General features: G+C 64.1%; 12 protein-coding genes. 4 read left to right on the forward strand and 8 right to left on the reverse strand.

Going from position 1 to position 15,541, the window contains the following annotated elements:
- Window positions 1-23 precede the first annotated feature (23 nt).
- On the reverse strand, window positions 24-659 hold the full coding sequence (locus AC3RCP_RS06890) for a TetR/AcrR family transcriptional regulator (protein WP_007927932.1): 636 nt from the start codon (window positions 657-659) through the stop codon (window positions 24-26).
- A 93-nt stretch (window positions 660-752) separates the two neighbouring features.
- Here AC3RCP_RS06890 and AC3RCP_RS06895 point away from each other — a divergent pair, with 93 nt between their 5' ends.
- Window positions 753-1,853: an efflux RND transporter periplasmic adaptor subunit gene (locus AC3RCP_RS06895; RefSeq protein WP_007927931.1), complete on the forward strand. Its 1,101-nt coding sequence runs from the start codon at window positions 753-755 to the stop codon at window positions 1,851-1,853.
- A 6-nt stretch (window positions 1,854-1,859) separates the two neighbouring features.
- A complete protein-coding gene (locus AC3RCP_RS06900; RefSeq protein ID WP_492569383.1) occupies window positions 1,860-4,925 on the forward strand; it encodes an efflux RND transporter permease subunit in 3,066 nt (1,021 codons plus the stop codon).
- A 115-nt stretch (window positions 4,926-5,040) separates the two neighbouring features.
- Here the strand turns inward: AC3RCP_RS06900 and AC3RCP_RS06905 are convergent, their stop codons facing one another.
- From AC3RCP_RS06905 to plsB, 3 genes are read right to left on the reverse strand one after another with little or no spacing between them, the layout of a single operon-like run.
- Window positions 5,041-5,730, reverse strand: a complete 690-nt coding sequence (locus AC3RCP_RS06905; RefSeq protein WP_053259785.1) for a DUF4197 domain-containing protein — start codon at window positions 5,728-5,730, stop codon at window positions 5,041-5,043.
- A gap of 27 nt (window positions 5,731-5,757) precedes the next feature.
- Entirely contained in the window at window positions 5,758-6,156 is a 399-nt protein-coding gene (locus AC3RCP_RS06910; protein WP_053259786.1) for a YbaY family lipoprotein, read from the reverse strand.
- 52 nt (window positions 6,157-6,208) lie between these two features.
- Entirely contained in the window at window positions 6,209-8,713 is a 2,505-nt protein-coding gene (gene plsB, locus AC3RCP_RS06915) for a glycerol-3-phosphate 1-O-acyltransferase PlsB (protein WP_053259787.1), read from the reverse strand.
- A gap of 244 nt (window positions 8,714-8,957) precedes the next feature.
- On the opposite strand from plsB, the gene AC3RCP_RS06920 reads away from it, so the two are divergent.
- On the forward strand, window positions 8,958-9,167 hold the full coding sequence (locus tag AC3RCP_RS06920; RefSeq protein WP_007927922.1) for a cold-shock protein: 210 nt from the start codon (window positions 8,958-8,960) through the stop codon (window positions 9,165-9,167).
- A gap of 77 nt (window positions 9,168-9,244) precedes the next feature.
- On the opposite strand, the gene AC3RCP_RS06925 is transcribed toward AC3RCP_RS06920, so the two are convergent.
- The 4 genes from AC3RCP_RS06925 to AC3RCP_RS06940 form a co-directional block, all read right to left on the reverse strand.
- Window positions 9,245-9,622, reverse strand: a complete 378-nt coding sequence (locus tag AC3RCP_RS06925) for a hypothetical protein (RefSeq protein ID WP_007927921.1) — start codon at window positions 9,620-9,622, stop codon at window positions 9,245-9,247.
- An 83-nt stretch (window positions 9,623-9,705) separates the two neighbouring features.
- Window positions 9,706-10,515 carry a putative RNA methyltransferase gene (locus tag AC3RCP_RS06930; RefSeq protein ID WP_007927919.1) on the reverse strand — a complete coding sequence of 270 codons (810 nt, stop codon included), beginning with the start codon at window positions 10,513-10,515 and terminating at the stop codon, window positions 9,706-9,708.
- Window positions 10,515-11,666 carry a succinyl-diaminopimelate desuccinylase gene (gene dapE, locus AC3RCP_RS06935; RefSeq protein WP_053259788.1) on the reverse strand — a complete coding sequence of 384 codons (1,152 nt, stop codon included), beginning with the start codon at window positions 11,664-11,666 and terminating at the stop codon, window positions 10,515-10,517. The genes AC3RCP_RS06930 and dapE overlap by 1 nt, the downstream gene beginning before the upstream one ends.
- A 199-nt stretch (window positions 11,667-11,865) precedes the next feature.
- Window positions 11,866-14,460 (reverse strand): glycosyltransferase, encoded by a 2,595-nt coding sequence (locus tag AC3RCP_RS06940; RefSeq protein WP_101336954.1) that lies wholly within the window; start codon window positions 14,458-14,460, stop codon window positions 11,866-11,868.
- Between the two features lie 263 nt (window positions 14,461-14,723).
- On the opposite strand from AC3RCP_RS06940, the gene tcdA reads away from it, so the two are divergent.
- A complete protein-coding gene (gene tcdA / locus AC3RCP_RS06945) occupies window positions 14,724-15,533 on the forward strand; it encodes a tRNA cyclic N6-threonylcarbamoyladenosine(37) synthase TcdA (protein WP_009042375.1) in 810 nt (269 codons plus the stop codon).
- The last annotated feature ends 8 nt before the right edge of the window (window positions 15,534-15,541 follow it).

The raw sequence follows: 15,541 nt of genomic DNA on the forward strand, positions 1-15,541 counted from the left end.
CGAGCTTGCTCGCGATAGGGTCTTCAGGCTCGATACGCCCGCATGAACAACCCCACCACTTCCCGCACATGCTCCTCGGCGGCTTCGTCGCTCAGCGGCGCGCCGCAGCCGTAGAGCAGGCGAAAGTTCGCCGCGCCCTTGAGCAGGCAGAAGAAATGCTCGGCGGCGTTACGCGGTTTGTCGATGCGCAGGGCGCCGCTCTGGTCGATCCTGGTCAACAGCCGTTCCATGCCTTGCAGCATGCGCTGCGGTCCGGCCTCGAAGAAGATCTGCGAGAGCTTCGGGTCCTGGCTGCCCAGGGCCATGATCAGGCGATGCAGGTTCAAGGATTCTTCGCTGTTGATCAGCAGGTGAAAGCCCCGGGCGATATTCAGCAGCACGTTTTCGATCGGCATGCCGGCGGGCAATTCGAAGAACAGCGTTGGCAACTGCTCCTCGCACTTGGCCATCACCGCGGCGGAAAACAGGGTCTCCTTGTCGTTGAAATGGCTGTACACCGTCAGTTTGGAAACACCCGCTTCGCCAGCCACCGCGTCCATGCTGGTATTGGCGTAGCCGTTGCTCAGAAACAGCGTTTTCGCGGCTTCGAGAATGGCCTGGCGTTTTGCCAGGTCCTTGGGGCGGCCGGGGCCGTTTGAGGTAGAAAGATTGTCGGACATTCTTCGCTTTAATACTGGACTGGTGAGTTTGCTATTAATAACATACCCACCAGTATAATTATTCGAAGCACCCTTAGCGAAAGGTCCCTCACCATGTTCCGCTATGCCTTATCCCTCGCGTTGCCAGTCAGCCTGGCCGTTCTGCTGTCCGCGTGCGGCCATGAAGAAACCGCGCAAACCACCGTCCGCCCGGCCATGGTGGTGCAGCCAGAGCCCGCGGCGCAGGCCATGGACAGCTACCCTGGCGAGGTCCGGGCGCGTTACGAACCGGACCTGGCGTTCCGGATCGGGGGCAAGGTCAGCCGACGACTGGTCGATGAGGGGCAGCGGGTAAAGGCCGATCAGCCATTGGCCGAGCTCGATCCGCAGGACGTGCGGCTGCAACTGGAAGCCACTCGGGCCCAGGTGGCGGCGGCCGAAGCCAACCTGAACCTGGTGCGCTCCGAGCGTGACCGCTACAAGACCCTGATGGATCGGCAACTGGTCAGCCGTTCCCAGTACGACAACGCCGAGAATCTATATCGCTCCGGTCTGGCCCGGCTCAAGCAGATCAAGGCCGAGTTCGACGTGGCCAGCAACCAGGCCGGTTACGCCGTGCTGCGCGCGCCCCAGGACGGCGTCGTGGCCCGGCGTACGGTCGAGGTCGGCCAGGTGGTTGCCGCCGGCCAGACCGTTTTTACCCTGGCCACCGACGGCGAGCGGGAAGTGCTGATCAGCCTGCCGGAGCAGGGTTTCGGCCGTTTCCGCATCGGCCAGCCGGTGTCGGTGGAGCTGTGGAGCCAGCCCGACCAGCGCTTCGCCGGGCAGATCCGCGAGCTGTCGCCGGCCGCCGACCCACGATCCCGTACCTTCGCCGCCCGCATTGCCTTTACCGCCGGCAAGGTCCCGGCCGAACTGGGGCAGAGTGCCCGAGTGTTCATTCAGACAGCGGGCAGTGTGCCGCTGTCGGTGCCGCTGTCGGCGGTGACCGCGGAAAACGGTGCCGCCTATGTCTGGCGGGTAGACGCCAACAACACCCTGAAAAAGACCCCGGTGCGTCTCGGCGCCTTTGGCGAGAAGAGCGTACCGGTACTCGAAGGCCTCGGAGTCAGCGACTGGGTGGTGGCGGCGGGTGTGCATGTGCTCCATGAGGGGCAGCAGGTGCGCCCGGTGGATCGCTCCAACCGCGTAGTCAATCTGGCGGCCAAGGAGTAATCCCCGATGGGTTTCAATCTTTCCGAATGGGCGTTGCGCAACCGCCAGATCGTGCTGTTCCTGATGCTGTTGCTGGCCATAGTCGGGGCGTTGTCCTACACCAAGCTGGGCCAGAGCGAAGATCCGCCCTTCACCTTCAAGGCCATGGTGATCCGCACCAGCTGGCCGGGCGCCACGGCCCAGGAGGTTTCCCGGCAGGTCACCGAACGTATTGAAAAGAAGCTGATGGAAACCGGCGAGTACGAGCGTATCGTCTCGTTTTCCCGCCCGGGTGAATCCCAGGTGACCTTCATGGCGCGCGACTCGATGCACTCGGCGCAGATCCCCGAGCTCTGGTATCAGGTGCGCAAGAAGATCAGCGATATCCGGTATACCTTGCCGCCGGGTATCCAGGGCCCCTTCTTCAACGACGAGTTTGGTGACACCTTCGGCAATATCTATGCACTGACCGGCGACGGTTTCGACTACGCGGTGCTCAAGGATTACTCCGATCGCATCCAGATCCAGCTGCAGCGGGTCAAGGACGTGGGCAAGGTCGAGTTGCTGGGCTTGCAGGACGAGAAGGTCTGGATCGAGCTGTCGAACGTCAAGCTGGCGACCTTGGGTCTGCCCCTGGCGGCGGTGCAGCAGGCTCTGGAAGAACAGAACGCGGTGTCCACCGCCGGTTTCTTCGAGACCAGCAGCGAACGCCTGCAATTGCGGGTGTCCGGTAATTTCCAGAGCGTCGAGCAGATCAGCAGTTTCCCGATCCGGGTGGCCGACCGTACCTTCCGCATCGGCGATGTGGCGGACGTGCGTCGCGGATTCAACGATCCACCGGCACCGCGCATGCGCTTCATGGGGCAGGATGCGATCGGCCTGGCGGTGGCGATGAAGGACGGCGGCGACATCCTGGTGCTGGGCAAGGCGCTGGAACTGGAGTTCGCCCGGATTCAGAAAAACCTTCCCGCCGGCATGGAGCTGCGCAAGGTCTCTGACCAGCCGGCCGCGGTGAAGACCGGCGTCGGCGAGTTCGTCCGGGTGCTGGTGGAAGCCCTGGCGATCGTGCTGCTGGTGAGTTTCTTTTCCCTGGGTGTGCGCACCGGCATGGTGGTGGCCCTGTCGATCCCGCTGGTGCTGGCGATGACCTTCGCCACCATGTATTACCTGGGGATCGGCCTGCACAAGATCTCCCTCGGCGCGTTGGTGCTGGCCCTGGGCTTGCTGGTGGACGACGCGATCATCGCGGTGGAGATGATGGCGATCAAGATGGAGCAGGGCTATGACCGGCTCAAGGCTGCCAGCTACGCCTGGACCAGTACCGCGTTCCCGATGCTCACCGGTACCCTGATCACCGCCGCCGGCTTCCTGCCGATCGCCACGGCGCAGTCCGGCACCGGCGAATACACCCGCTCCATCTTCCAGGTGGTGACCATCGCCCTGCTGGCCTCATGGATCGCCGCGGTGGTGTTCGTGCCCTACCTGGGCGAGAAGCTGCTGCCGGACCTGGCCAAGCTGCACGCGGCCAAGCACGGCGGCGCCGACGGCCAGCCCGATCCGTACGGCACACCGTTCTATCAGCGGGTGCGGCGGATGGTGGAGTGGTGCGTGCGCCGGCGCAAGACCGTGATCGCCCTGACCGTGCTGTTGTTCATCGCCTCGGTGATGCTGTTCCGCTTCGTGCCGCAGCAGTTCTTCCCGGCTTCCGGGCGCCTGGAACTGATGGTCGACCTGAAACTGGCCGAGGGCGCGTCCCTGAGCAACACCGCCGATCAGGTCAAGCGCCTGGAGACCATGCTCAAGGATCATGCCGGCATCGATAACTACGTGGCCTACGTCGGTATCGGTTCGCCGCGTTTCTACCTGCCCCTGGACCAGCAACTGCCGGCGGCGAGCTTTGCCCAGTTCGTGGTGTTGGCCAAGACCATAGAGGAACGTGAAAGCCTGCGCAGCTGGCTGATCGAAACCCTCGACGAGCAGTTCCCGGCCCTGCGCTCGCGAGTTACCCGCTTGGAAAACGGCCCGCCCGTGGGCTATCCGGTGCAGTTCCGCGTCACCGGCGAGCACATCGAAGAGGTGCGGGCCCTGGCGCGCAAGGTGGCGGCCAAGGTGCGCGAGAACCCCCATGTGACCAACGTGCACCTGGATTGGGAAGAACCGAGCAAGGTGGTCTACCTCAATATCGATCAGGACCGTGCGCGGGCCCTGGGCGTGAGCACAGCCAACCTGGCGAAGTTCCTGCAAAGCTCGCTGACCGGCTCCAGTGTCAGCCAGTACCGCGAAGACAACGAGTTGATCGAGATCCTGCTGCGTGGGACCTTGCATGAACGTACCGAGCTGTCGCTGCTGTCGAGCCTGGCGGTGCCCACCGACAACGGCAAGAGCGTGGCGCTGTCGCAGGTCGCGACCCTGGAGTACGGCTTCGAGGAAGGCATCATCTGGCACCGCAACCGCCTGCCGAACGTCACCGTGCGCGCCGATATCTATGGCAAGGAACAGCCGGCGACCCTGGTGCAGCAGATCCTGCCGACCCTGGAGCCGATCCGCGCCGAACTGCCGGACGGTTACCTGCTGGACGTCGGGGGCACCGTGGAAGACTCGGCCCGCGGGCAGAACTCAGTGAAGGCCGGCGTGCCGCTGTTCATCGTGGTGGTGCTGACCCTGCTGATGCTGCAACTGCGCAGCTTCTCGCGCACGGCGATGGTGTTCCTCACCGCGCCGCTGGGGTTGATCGGCGTGACCCTGTTCCTGATGGTGTTTCGCCAGCCGTTCGGCTTTGTGGCCATGCTCGGGACCATCGCGCTGTCGGGGATGATCATGCGCAACTCGGTGATCCTGGTGGATCAGATCGAGCAGGACATCGCCGCCGGGCTCACTCCGTGGCAGGCGATCATCGAGGCGACGGTCAGGCGTTTCCGGCCGATCGTGCTGACCGCGCTGGCGGCGGTGCTGGCGATGATCCCGCTGTCACGCAGCGTGTTCTTCGGGCCGATGGCGGTGGCGATCATGGGCGGGCTGATTGTCGCGACGGCGCTGACCCTGCTGTTCTTGCCGGCGTTGTATGCGGCGTGGTTCCGGATCAAGAAAACCTGATTCGCCTGTAGGAGCGAGGCTTGCCCGCGATCTAGACGCCGCGGTGTGTCAGGCACACCGCGGCGTCTAGATCGCGAGCAATCGAGCGTCGACCGGCCGCTCCTACAGGTAGGGGTTACAGGGTTCCGAAGACTTTTTTCGCCAGGCTGGTGGCCGCTGCCGCCGGGTTCTCGCGAATGGTCGCTTCCTGTTTGCCGATCATCTCGAACAGGCCGTTGAGCGCCTGTTCGGTCACGTAGCTTTCGATATTCGCGTTCTTCGCATCCAGCACGCCGAAGGTGGCGGCCTGGCCGGCGAAGGCGTTGTACTGCTTGGCCAGGCCCACCTGGTCGGTGGCCTGTTTGACGATCGGCAGGAACTTCACGCGGATCTGTTCGCGGCTGGTCTTGCTCAGATACTGGGTGGCGGAATCCTTGCCACCGCTGAGAATGCCCTTGGCGTCCTCCACGCTCATCTTCTTCACGGCATCCACCAGCAGCGCCTGGGCCTGCGGCACGGCGGCCTCGGCGGCCTTGTTCATGCTGGTCTCGAGTTCCTCGACCTGGGCGCCCATGCCGAACTGCTTCATTTTCTTCGCCACTTTGCCGAGGTTGCCCGGCAGTTCGATGCGCACGTCCGGGTTGTTGCTGAAACCGCCGGCGGTGCCCAGTTGTTTGACCGCGACCTGGGCTCCCTGGGTCAGGGCGTCCTTGAGGCCGCCGGTGGCGTCTTGCTGCGACAGGTCGCCGAGGGACAGCGCCAGGGCGCTGGCACAGATCAGCAGGCCGGCGCACAGGCTGGTGAAGCGAAGGGAAGAACGGAGCATGGCAGCTTCCTTGTTCGAGAGAAGGGATTAGCGAACCGCATCGACGCGGATTTTCAGCGGTTGCGGATCGCTGCCGTCGAGTTTCACCCCGTTGTGCTCGGTGGTGACGAACAGCAGTTTGCCAGCCACTTCGATCCGCGCGCTGACCGAATAACGGTGCCCGGGTTTGACCTGGGCCGGGTCGTAGCTGAGGTGGAAGGGCAGCGGCACCTGGCCTTTGACCGGGCCCTTCTGTTCGGCCAGCAGCACCGCGGGGGCGTCGGCCAGCGACACGTCCTGCAGGCTGACGCTCAGGGTGGCGGCTGGCGGCAGGGCGATGCGTTGCAGGTAGAAGACTTCCCCATCGAGGCTGGCTTTGCTGGCAGGTTGCATGCTGTTACAGGCCCCGAGCAGGGTGGCAAGGGCGAGCAGGGTGAACTTTTTCATGTTGGATCTCCGTATCGGGGGGCGCCAGAAACCGCCTGGCGCCGATAAGAATCTAGTCGCTTTGCTGCGGTGCGGCGACCTGCTCGGCGGCATCTTCGCTGCGATGCAGGGCCACCTGGCGGATCGACAGGCGAATCTCCGCCGGCAGCACGCGCTTGGCCGCGCCCTCGGCCAGTTCGCCGAGCAGTTCGTGGTAGCTCAGCTTGCCGGCCTCGTCGCGGCGCAGCACGTCCTGCTCCAGCAAGGTCTGGATGAAGTGGCGGAACAGGCTCTTGTCGAAGAACTCCGGGGCATTCAGGCCATGCAGGATCGACAGGCGCTGGGCCATGACCGTGCACAGGTCTTCCAGCTCTTCGGCGCTGATGCTGCGCTGGCCGCTGTTGAGCAGCAGCGAGATGGCCATGTAGAAGCGCTGCAGGGTCTGGGCGATGCTCTTGGACAGCAGGGTCAGCAGCACGAAATGCCGCGAGCTTGGGGCCGGACGCAGGTACAGCTCCTTCTCGAAGCGCAGCAGGCCTTGCTCGACGAAGGCCTCCAGCCATTGGTCGATCACCCCGTCCAGTTCGTCCAGGGACCAACGGATGAACAGCTCCGACTGCAGGTAGGGGTACAGCGCCCGGGTGTAGCGCAGGATCTGTTCGCGGCTCATGCGCGACGAGCTCTGGAAGAAGCTCGCCAGCAACGCCGGCAGGGCGAAGATGTGCAGCACGTTGTTGCGGTAGTAGGTCATCAGGACGGCGTTCTGCTCGTCCAGGTAGAGGATCTTGCCCAGGGCATCGCTCTGCTCGGACAGCAGGTCCATGTCCTTCACGTGCTCGATCAAGGCCCGGCCATCGCCTTCCGGCAGGGTGGTGTGGGGCGAGTAGGGCACCTTGCGCAGCAGCGCCAGGTACAGGTCCAGGACCCGGGCCATGGCGCGGTCGTCGAGGGCCAGGCGGCTGGTGGACAGCAGCGCCAGGGCCACCAGGTTGACCGGATTGATCGCCGCCGCCTCGTTCAAGTGCTGGGCGACTTTTTCACCCAGGCGGTTGGTGGTTTCGTTGAGCCAGGCCGGCTTGAACTGCGGGCCCAGCTCCTGGGCGCGCCAGCCCGGCTGTTCCTGGTCGAGGAACTCGGCCAGCTTGATCGGCTCGCCGAAGTTCACCGCCACCTGGCCGAAACGCTGCTTGAGGGCGCCGATGACCTTGAAGATGTCGAAGATCGACTCTTTCTTCTTGCTCGCCCCGCGCAGCTCGCCCAGGTAGGTGCGGCCTTCCAGCACGCGCTCGTAGCCGATGTACACCGGGACGAAGACGATCGGCATGCGCGAGGAGCGCAGGAAGCTGCGCAGGGTGATGGCCAGCATCCCGGTTTTCGGTTGCAGCATGCGCCCGGTGCGCGAACGCCCGCCCTCGACGAAGTACTCCACCGGGAAACCCTTGGTGAACAGGGTGTGCAGGTATTCGTTGAACACCGAGGTGTAGAGCGGGTTGCCCTTGAAGGTGCGGCGCATGAAGAACGCTCCACCCCTGCGCAGCAGGCTGCCGATCACCGGCATGTTCAGGTTGATCCCGGCGGCGATGTGCGGCGGGGTCAGGCCGTTGCGGAACAGCAGGTAGGACAGCAGCAGGTAGTCGATGTGGCTGCGGTGGCAGGGCACGTAGATCACTTCGTGGCCCGGGGCGACTTTCTGCACGCTTTCGATGTGGTTGACCTTGATCCCGTCGTAGATCTTGTTCCAGAACCAGCTCAGCACCACTTCGAGGAAGCGGATCGCGGTGAAGGTGTAGTCCGAGGCGATCTCGTTGCCATAACGCAAGGCCACGGCCTTGGCTTTTTCCGGGGAGATCTTTTCCCGTTCGGCTTCGTCGAGGATCGCCTGCTTGACCAGCGGCTGGTTCAGCAGGCCCTTGACCAGGTTGCGCCGGTGGGAAATGTCCGGGCCGATCACCGCGGCCTTCAGGTTGCGAAAGTGCACCCGCAGGATGCGCTGGGCCATGCGCACGGTGCGCTCGTGGCCCTTGTTGTGCTCGATCAGTTCGCGCAGGTGGATCGGCGCGGAGAATTGCACCCGGGTCTTGCGGCCCAGGATCATGATGCTCAGCAGCCGGCGCAGACGCCCGGTGACTGCCCAGCTGTCGGCGAACAGCAGTTTCCACGGGCTCGATTCGCTGTCGGGCGACTGGCCCCAGAACACGCTGACCGGAATGATCTGCGCGTCTTCGGCGGCATTCTGGCTCAGGGCGCTGACCAGACGGGTCAGGGTTGGTGGCGCGCCGCGCTTGTCCTGGCGGCCGAGCCAGTCCGGGGCCGGGGTCAGGTAGAAAAACGCGGCGGGTTCCAGCAGGTTACCCACCGAGACCGGCAGCACCGGGCGCGGCAACCCGGCCTTGGTGCACTCGGTATCGACCACGGCAAGGTCGGTGAGCGAAGGGTTTTGCAGGACGTAGAACACCGGACGACTGCGGTCGAGGTTGAGGGTGAAGGACGACTGGTTGATCGTCTCCGAGCGAACCCAGAGGTACAACAGTCGGCGCAAGGTGCCAAACACAAGACGGCGGAACGGGGAGCGGGTCATACGGCTTCTGCTTTAGTGGAAAAAACCGAGCAGTTGCTCGGGGCGGCTAGTGTGCCGGATTCACCGAAAATCGGCAAAAAAGCGGCAAACAAGATTGAGTTGAGAGTTTTTCTGCCTGTCATATACTCGCCCGACTGACGCCTGGGCATGCGGGGCCCATCAATAGAAACCCAGGTCCAGGCGAAAGTTCTCACGGCTTCGTTTCAGTAAGCCGACTGATAATAAAAAGACGGAGGATGGATTGATGGCAACTCGCGAGACCGGCAGCGTGAAGTGGTTCAACGACGCCAAGGGCTACGGCTTCATTCAGCGTGAAGGTGGTGCCGATGTATTTGTCCACTACCGTGCTATTCGTGGTGAAGGCCACCGCTCGCTGACCGAAGGGCAGCAGGTTGAATACGCCGTGGTAGAGGGGCAGAAGGGTTTGCAGGCAGAGGATGTAGTCGGTTTGTAAGCGCTGTGCCTTGTAGGAGCGAAGCGTGCTCGCGATAACGCTATCGCGAGCACGCTTCGCTTCTACAGTAAGCAGAATCAGGCGGTACGCCAGGTAATCTCTTCTTCCCCGTCGGCGCTGATGCGAATCCAGCGGTCGGCCGATTCCTCACCTTCTTCCTCGACCCAGCTGCCCGGTGCGCAGCGCACTTCGACGTTCAGCGCGGCGAAGGCGGCGCGGGCACAGGCGATGTCGTCGTCCCACGGCGTCTGGTCGCTTTCCAGGTACAGGCTGTTCCATTTGCCCACGGCTTTCGGCAGCCAGGTCACTGGCACGCTGCCCGCCTTGCATTTGTAGGTCTGGCCTTTCTGCACCCAGTCGCTGCACGGGCCCAGGGCCGCGCCGAGCCAGGCGGCGATGGCCTTGTGGTCGACGTCGGCGTCTTTCAGGTAAATCTCGATATCCGGTTGGCGCATGGATGTCCTCACTGCGGGTCTGAAAAATCCATTCGCGGATTTATTCGGCCTCGAGTCGCTGCTCGAGGCCGTGGATTAATGGGTTATTGCAGCACGAAGTAATCGTAGCGCATCGACACGCTGACCTCGAAGGGCTCGGCCTGCTCGATCACGCTGGCCCGGCGTTCGGCACTGGCGCGCCAGCCGTGGGGCGTCATGGCCAGCAGGTTGGCGCGATCCTGCGGATTGCTCAGCGTCAGCTTGAAGTCCAGGGTTTCACTGTGTTGCAGCGCCATGCCCGCGGGCACCAGCGCCAGGTGTTTGTCGTCGGTGTATTCGCGGACCTCGTCGTACAGGCGCTCGCGCAATTCCATCAGGTGGCCGCTGGTCGGTCCGACCTTCATCAGTCCGCCGCCAGGGCTGAGCAGGCGCTTGGCTTCCTGCCAGTCCAGCGGGCTGAAGACACTGGCGAGGAACTGGCAACTGGCATCGGCCAGGGGCACCCGGGCCATGCTGGCGATCAACCAGGTCAACTGCGGGGCACGGCGGCAGGCGCGCTTGACCGCTTCCCGGGAGATGTCCAGGGCATAACCGTCCGCCTGGGGCAGGGCTTCGGCGATCTGGGCGGTGTAGTAACCCTCGCCGCAACCGATATCGACCCAGCGCTGCGGGGCGCGCTCGGCGGCCAGTTCGGCCAGGCGCCTGGCCACCGGGGCGTAATGGCCGGCATTGAGAAAGTCGCGGCGGGCTTCGACCATGGCCTGGTTGTCGCCCGGGTCACGGCTGTTCTTGTGCTGCACCGGCAGCAGGTTCAGGTAACCCTGGCGGGCGCGGTCGAAGCGGTGCCCGGCCGGGCATACGACACCGTTGTCGACGGCGCTCAGGGGCGCCGCGCAGATAGGGCAGGCAAGCATCAGGCGAGCAACTTGATCAGGGTCTGGTAGTAGATTTCGGTCAGCACGTCGAGGTCGCTGGCCAGCACGCGCTCGTTGACCTGGTGGATGGTGGCGTTGACCGGGCCCAGCTCGACCACCTGGGTGCCGAGGGTGGCGATGAAGCGCCCGTCGGAGGTGCCGCCGCTGGTGGAGGCCTTGGTCTCGCGGCCGGTGACGTCCTTGATGCTGGCCGACACCGCGTCGAGCAGGGCGCCCGGCTCGGTGAGGAACGGCAGGCCCGACAGCGCCCACTCCACATGCCAGTCCAGGCCGTGCTTGTCGAGGATGGTGGCCACGCGCTGTTGCAGGCCTTCGACCGTGGATTCGGTGGAGAAGCGGAAGTTGAACACCGCCACCAGCTCGCCGGGGATCACATTGGTCGCGCCGGTACCGGAATTCAGGTTGGAAATCTGGAAGCTGGTGGGCGGGAAGAAGGCATTGCCGTCGTCCCAATGCTCCGCGGCCAGTTCGGCCAGGGCCGGGGCGGCCAGGTGGATCGGGTTCTTGGCCAGGTGCGGGTAGGCCACGTGGCCCTGCACGCCGCGCACCGTGAGTTTGGCGCCGAGGGAGCCGCGACGGCCGTTCTTGACCACGTCACCGACCAGGCTGGTGCTCGACGGTTCGCCGACGATGCACCAGTCCAGGCGCTCCTTACGCGCCGCCAGGCGCTCGACCACCGCCTTGGTGCCGTGGTGGGCCGGGCCTTCTTCGTCGCTGGTGATCAGGAAGGCCACCGAGCCTTTGTGGTCCGGGTAGTCGGCGACAAACCGCTCGGCCGCCACCAGCATCGCCGCGAGGCTGCCTTTCATGTCCGCCGCGCCGCGCCCGCAGAGCATGCCGTGCTCGTCGATCAACGCGTCGAACGGGTCGTTCTGCCAGGCCTGCACCGGGCCGGTGGGCACCACGTCGGTATGGCCGGCGAAACACAGCACCGGGCCTTCGTGCTTGCCGTGGCTGGCCCAGAAGTTATCCACATCCTCGATGCGCATCGGCTCCAGCTTGAAGCCGGCATCGCCCAGGCGCTGCATCATCAGCTTCTGGCAGTCGGCGTCGACCGGCGTCACCGACGGGCGGCGGATCAGGTCACAGGCGAGTTGCAGGGTCGGCGAAAGGTCGGCGTGGGCCGTCATGGGGAAACTCCGGTGCAAGGCGTTATGTGTAGGCGCGAGGCTTGCCCGCGATGGAAAACCTGGGGTGTCTCAGGCAAACCGCGTCGTGGCTATCGCAGGCAAGCCTCGCTCCTACGGTAATGGGGCAAGGCGCGCAAAATGGCGGATATCTTAAAGCAAAACGGCGGCCAGAGGCCGCCGTTTAGTGCTTTGCCGCGATTTATGCGGCCGCCACCGGTGCGCTTTCGGCAAGCGGTTTTGGCAGCGACGACAGGAAGGCCATGACCAGTGCCGCCACATACGGCAGCGACTGCACCAGCAGCATGGTCACCCAGAAGCGCATGTCGTTGCTCGGCAGGCCGCCCTGCACCAGGTAGATGCCCAGCGCCGCGCCCCACAACAGCAGCATGATGAACAGCTCTTCCCGGGCTTCCGAGATCGCCATCCAGAAGCCGTGGTTGTCGGCGTTCTTCGGCGTGCGGAAGAACGGAATGCTACTGGTGAAGAAGCCGTACAGCACCGCCTTGGCGATGGTGTGGGACAACGCCAGGCCCGCCACGGCCGCGCAGAACGCGTCCTTGAGGTTGACCCCGACCGCCCGGCGGTAGAGGAAGATGATCTTGCCGACCTTGAACACGAACAGCGCCAGGGGCGGGATCGCGAAGATCAGCAACGGCGGATCGACGCGCTGCGGCACGATGATCATCGCCGCCGACCAGAGCAGGGCGCCGAGGGTGAAGAAGATATTCATGCCGTCCGCCACCCACGGCAGCCAGCCCGCGAGGAAGTGGTAGCGCTGGCCACGGGTCAGCTCGGTGTCCTTGCCGCGCAGCAGGCTGGCTGTATGGCGCTTGATGATCTGGATCGCCCCATAGGCCCAGCGGAAACGCTGTTTCTTGAAGTCGATGAAGGTATCCGGCATCAGGCCCTTGCCATAGCTTTCGTGGTAGTACGCCGCCGACAGGCCTTTCTCGAACACCCGCAGGCCCAGCTCGGCGTCTTCGCAGATGCACCAGTCGGCCCAGCCCAGTTCTTCCAGGACCGAACGGCGGGTCATGGTCATGGTGCCGTGCTGGATGATCGCGTCACGGTCGTTGCGGGTGACCATGCCGATATGGAAGAAGCCTTTGTATTCCGCGTAGCAGAGTTTCTTGAAGGTGCTTTCGTTCTGGTCGCGGTAATCCTGCGGCGATTGCACCACGGCGATTTTCGGGTCGGCGAAGTGCGGCACCATGTGCTTGAGCCAGTTGCGATCGACGCAGTAGTCCGAGTCGATCACCGCGATCACTTCGGCGTCCTTGGCGGTGTGCGGGATCAGGTAGTTCAGCGCGCCGCCCTTGAAACCGGCCAGGGGCGCGACGTGGAAGAACTTGAAGCGCGGGCCGAGGGTTTCGCAATAGGCCTGCACCGGCTCCCAGACCGCCGGGTCCTTGGTGTTGTTGTCGATGATCAGGACTTCGAAGTCCGGATAATCGAGGTTGGCCAGGGCATTGAGGGTCTGTTTGACCATTTCCGGCGGCTCGTTGTAGCACGGCACATGGATCGAGACTTTCGGCCGGTAGCTGGAGTCGCCTTCGACCGGCAGGAACTCGCGCCGGCGCTTGTGCACCCAGACCGCCTCGGCCAGTTCATGGGCCTCGGTGAGCAACACGATGAACACCCCGAGTGCACCCAGGGCGAGCAGGAAGCCCACCGTCAGGCTGAACCAGGTGCTGTATTGCTGGCTGTAGTCGTAGCCGATCCACACCAGCACCGAGCCGCAGAGGAAGGCGATGAAGGTCAGGAAGGTCCGCCCGCGCTGGCGCAGGGCCGAGCCGTCGATCATCAGCAGGGTCAGGGACAGCAGCGCCAGGACCACCGAGCCGATGGCCAGCACGCGCCATTGCGGGATCGCCACCACCGGGCCTTCGAAGTTGAATTTCTGCTGGCGCGCGGCGTTGAACACGCCCCAGTAGGCGCCTACCGAGCCTTCGTCGCTGGCCTTCCACGGCTGGTCGAAGGCTTCGATCACGAAGTAGTTGTAGCCCTGGCGGTTGAGCTTGTTGACCAGGTTACGCAGGTAGATCGCCTGGTCCGCCGGGCTGGCGTCGGCGCCGCCACGCATGCGGCCGTTGCTCGGCCAGCCCACCTCGGACAGCAGCAGCGGTTTTTTCGGGAACATCTGTTTCAGGTCGCGGGCGCGGTCGAGGACGAACTGCCCGGCCTTGTCCATTGGGATGGACTCCCAGTAGGGCAGGACGTGGGCGGCGATCAGGTCGGCGTGCTGGGCCAGTTCCGGGTGTTCTTTCCAGACGTGCCACTGCTCGGAAGTGGTGACCGGCACCTTGACCGCGGCCCGCACGCGATCGAGCAGGACGCTCAACTGGTCGGCGGTGATTTCCTTGCGGAAGATCGCTTCGTTACCGACCACCACGCGCACCACGCTGCGCGAGTTGTTGGCGATGTCGATGGCGCGGGTGATTTCACGCTCGTTGCGCTCCAGGTCCGGGCTGATCCAGATCCCGAGGGTCACGCGCAGGCCGAACTCTTCCGCCAGCTTGGGGATGTTCTCCAGCGTGCCGTCGACCGAGTAGGTCCGAATGTTGTCGGTCAGCTTGCTCATGATCTCCAGGTCGCGACGCATTTCGTCGTCGGTCGGGAACTGGTCTTTCTGCGGGAACTGGCCCAGCTGGAAAGGCGAGTAGGAAAAGCCGGAGATTTGTGCAGGCCAATTGGGGGCGGAAACCGGGCGGTTGACCAGTGCCCAGAAGCCGGTGAACAGGGCGGCGATTGCCAGAACCACCACCAGGTTGAGTCCAAATTTACGCGATGACATAGCTATTTCGGGTTCCAAAGGGTGTGGAACGGGGGAACGGTCGGCATGCGCCAAGCGGCGCGCATCCTACACTGGCCTTCGGCTGAGCGTACAGCGCACAGGGGAAAGCCGCAGGTTGGGCAATTCAACTTGATTTAAGTTCTCGGCGACGAAATTTTCAGATTGTTCCCTCATTAAAGCAGCCCCGACTGCCATTCATAGGGCAAAGATGCTCTTGGCGGGCATCGGCCCTATAATGCGCGCCGGTTTTTGGGGTAATGGTCATGAGTACAGAAGATCCGCGGTTTGCTGGCGTCGCCCGGTTGTATGGCATCGAGGGGCTGGAACGCTTGCGCGCCGCCCATGTGGCGATCGTCGGGGTCGGCGGGGTCGGCTCCTGGGCGGCGGAAGCCATTGCCCGTTGCGGTGTGGGCGAGATCTCGCTGTTCGACCTGGACGACGTCTGCGTCAGCAACAGCAATCGGCAGCTGCACGCCCTCGACAGCACGGTCGGCAAAGCCAAGGTCGAGGTCATGGCCGAGCGCCTGCGCGGGATCAATCCGGCCTGCACCGTGCATGCGGTGGCGGACTTCGTCACCCGCGAGACCATGGCCGAATACATCACGCCGAACATCGACTGCGTGATCGACTGCATCGACAGCGTCAACGCCAAGGCGGCGCTGATCGCCTGGTGCAAACGGCGCAAGATCCAGATCATCACCACCGGCGGCGCGGGCGGGCAGATCGACCCGACGCTGATCCAGGTCTGCGACCTGAACCGCACCTTCAACGACCCGCTGGCCTCGAAAGTGCGCTCGACCCTGCGGCGCGACTACGGGTTTTCCCGCACCGTGACCCGTCACTACAGCGTGCCTTGCGTGTTTTCCACCGAACAGCTGCGCTACCCGAAACCGGACGGCAGCATCTGCCTGCAGAAGAGCTTTGTCGGCGATGGCGTGAAGCTCGACTGCGCCGGCGGTTTTGGCGCGGTGATGATGGTCACCGCGACTTTCGGCATGGTCGCGGCGACCAAGGCGGTGGACAAGCTGGTGGCTGGCGTGCGGCGCCCGGCGGACAGAGTCAAACCCATCTGACGCAATAG

The organism is Pseudomonas sp. GW822-FHT05A08 (genome assembly GCF_058800485.1).

Coding starts and splice junctions, on each gene's coding strand:
- AC3RCP_RS06890 (WP_007927932.1), bottom strand. CDS start 659: ATGTCCGACAATCTTTCTACCTCAAACGGCCCCGGCCGCCCCAAGGAC.
- AC3RCP_RS06895 (WP_007927931.1), top strand. CDS start 753: ATGTTCCGCTATGCCTTATCCCTCGCGTTGCCAGTCAGCCTGGCCGTT.
- AC3RCP_RS06900 (WP_492569383.1), top strand. CDS start 1,860: ATGGGTTTCAATCTTTCCGAATGGGCGTTGCGCAACCGCCAGATCGTG.
- AC3RCP_RS06905 (WP_053259785.1), bottom strand. CDS start 5,730: ATGCTCCGTTCTTCCCTTCGCTTCACCAGCCTGTGCGCCGGCCTGCTG.
- AC3RCP_RS06910 (WP_053259786.1), bottom strand. CDS start 6,156: ATGAAAAAGTTCACCCTGCTCGCCCTTGCCACCCTGCTCGGGGCCTGT.
- plsB (WP_053259787.1), bottom strand. CDS start 8,713: ATGACCCGCTCCCCGTTCCGCCGTCTTGTGTTTGGCACCTTGCGCCGA.
- AC3RCP_RS06920 (WP_007927922.1), top strand. CDS start 8,958: ATGGCAACTCGCGAGACCGGCAGCGTGAAGTGGTTCAACGACGCCAAG.
- AC3RCP_RS06925 (WP_007927921.1), bottom strand. CDS start 9,622: ATGCGCCAACCGGATATCGAGATTTACCTGAAAGACGCCGACGTCGAC.
- AC3RCP_RS06930 (WP_007927919.1), bottom strand. CDS start 10,515: ATGCTTGCCTGCCCTATCTGCGCGGCGCCCCTGAGCGCCGTCGACAAC.
- dapE (WP_053259788.1), bottom strand. CDS start 11,666: ATGACGGCCCACGCCGACCTTTCGCCGACCCTGCAACTCGCCTGTGAC.
- AC3RCP_RS06940 (WP_101336954.1), bottom strand. CDS start 14,460: ATGTCATCGCGTAAATTTGGACTCAACCTGGTGGTGGTTCTGGCAATC.
- tcdA (WP_009042375.1), top strand. CDS start 14,724: ATGAGTACAGAAGATCCGCGGTTTGCTGGCGTCGCCCGGTTGTATGGC.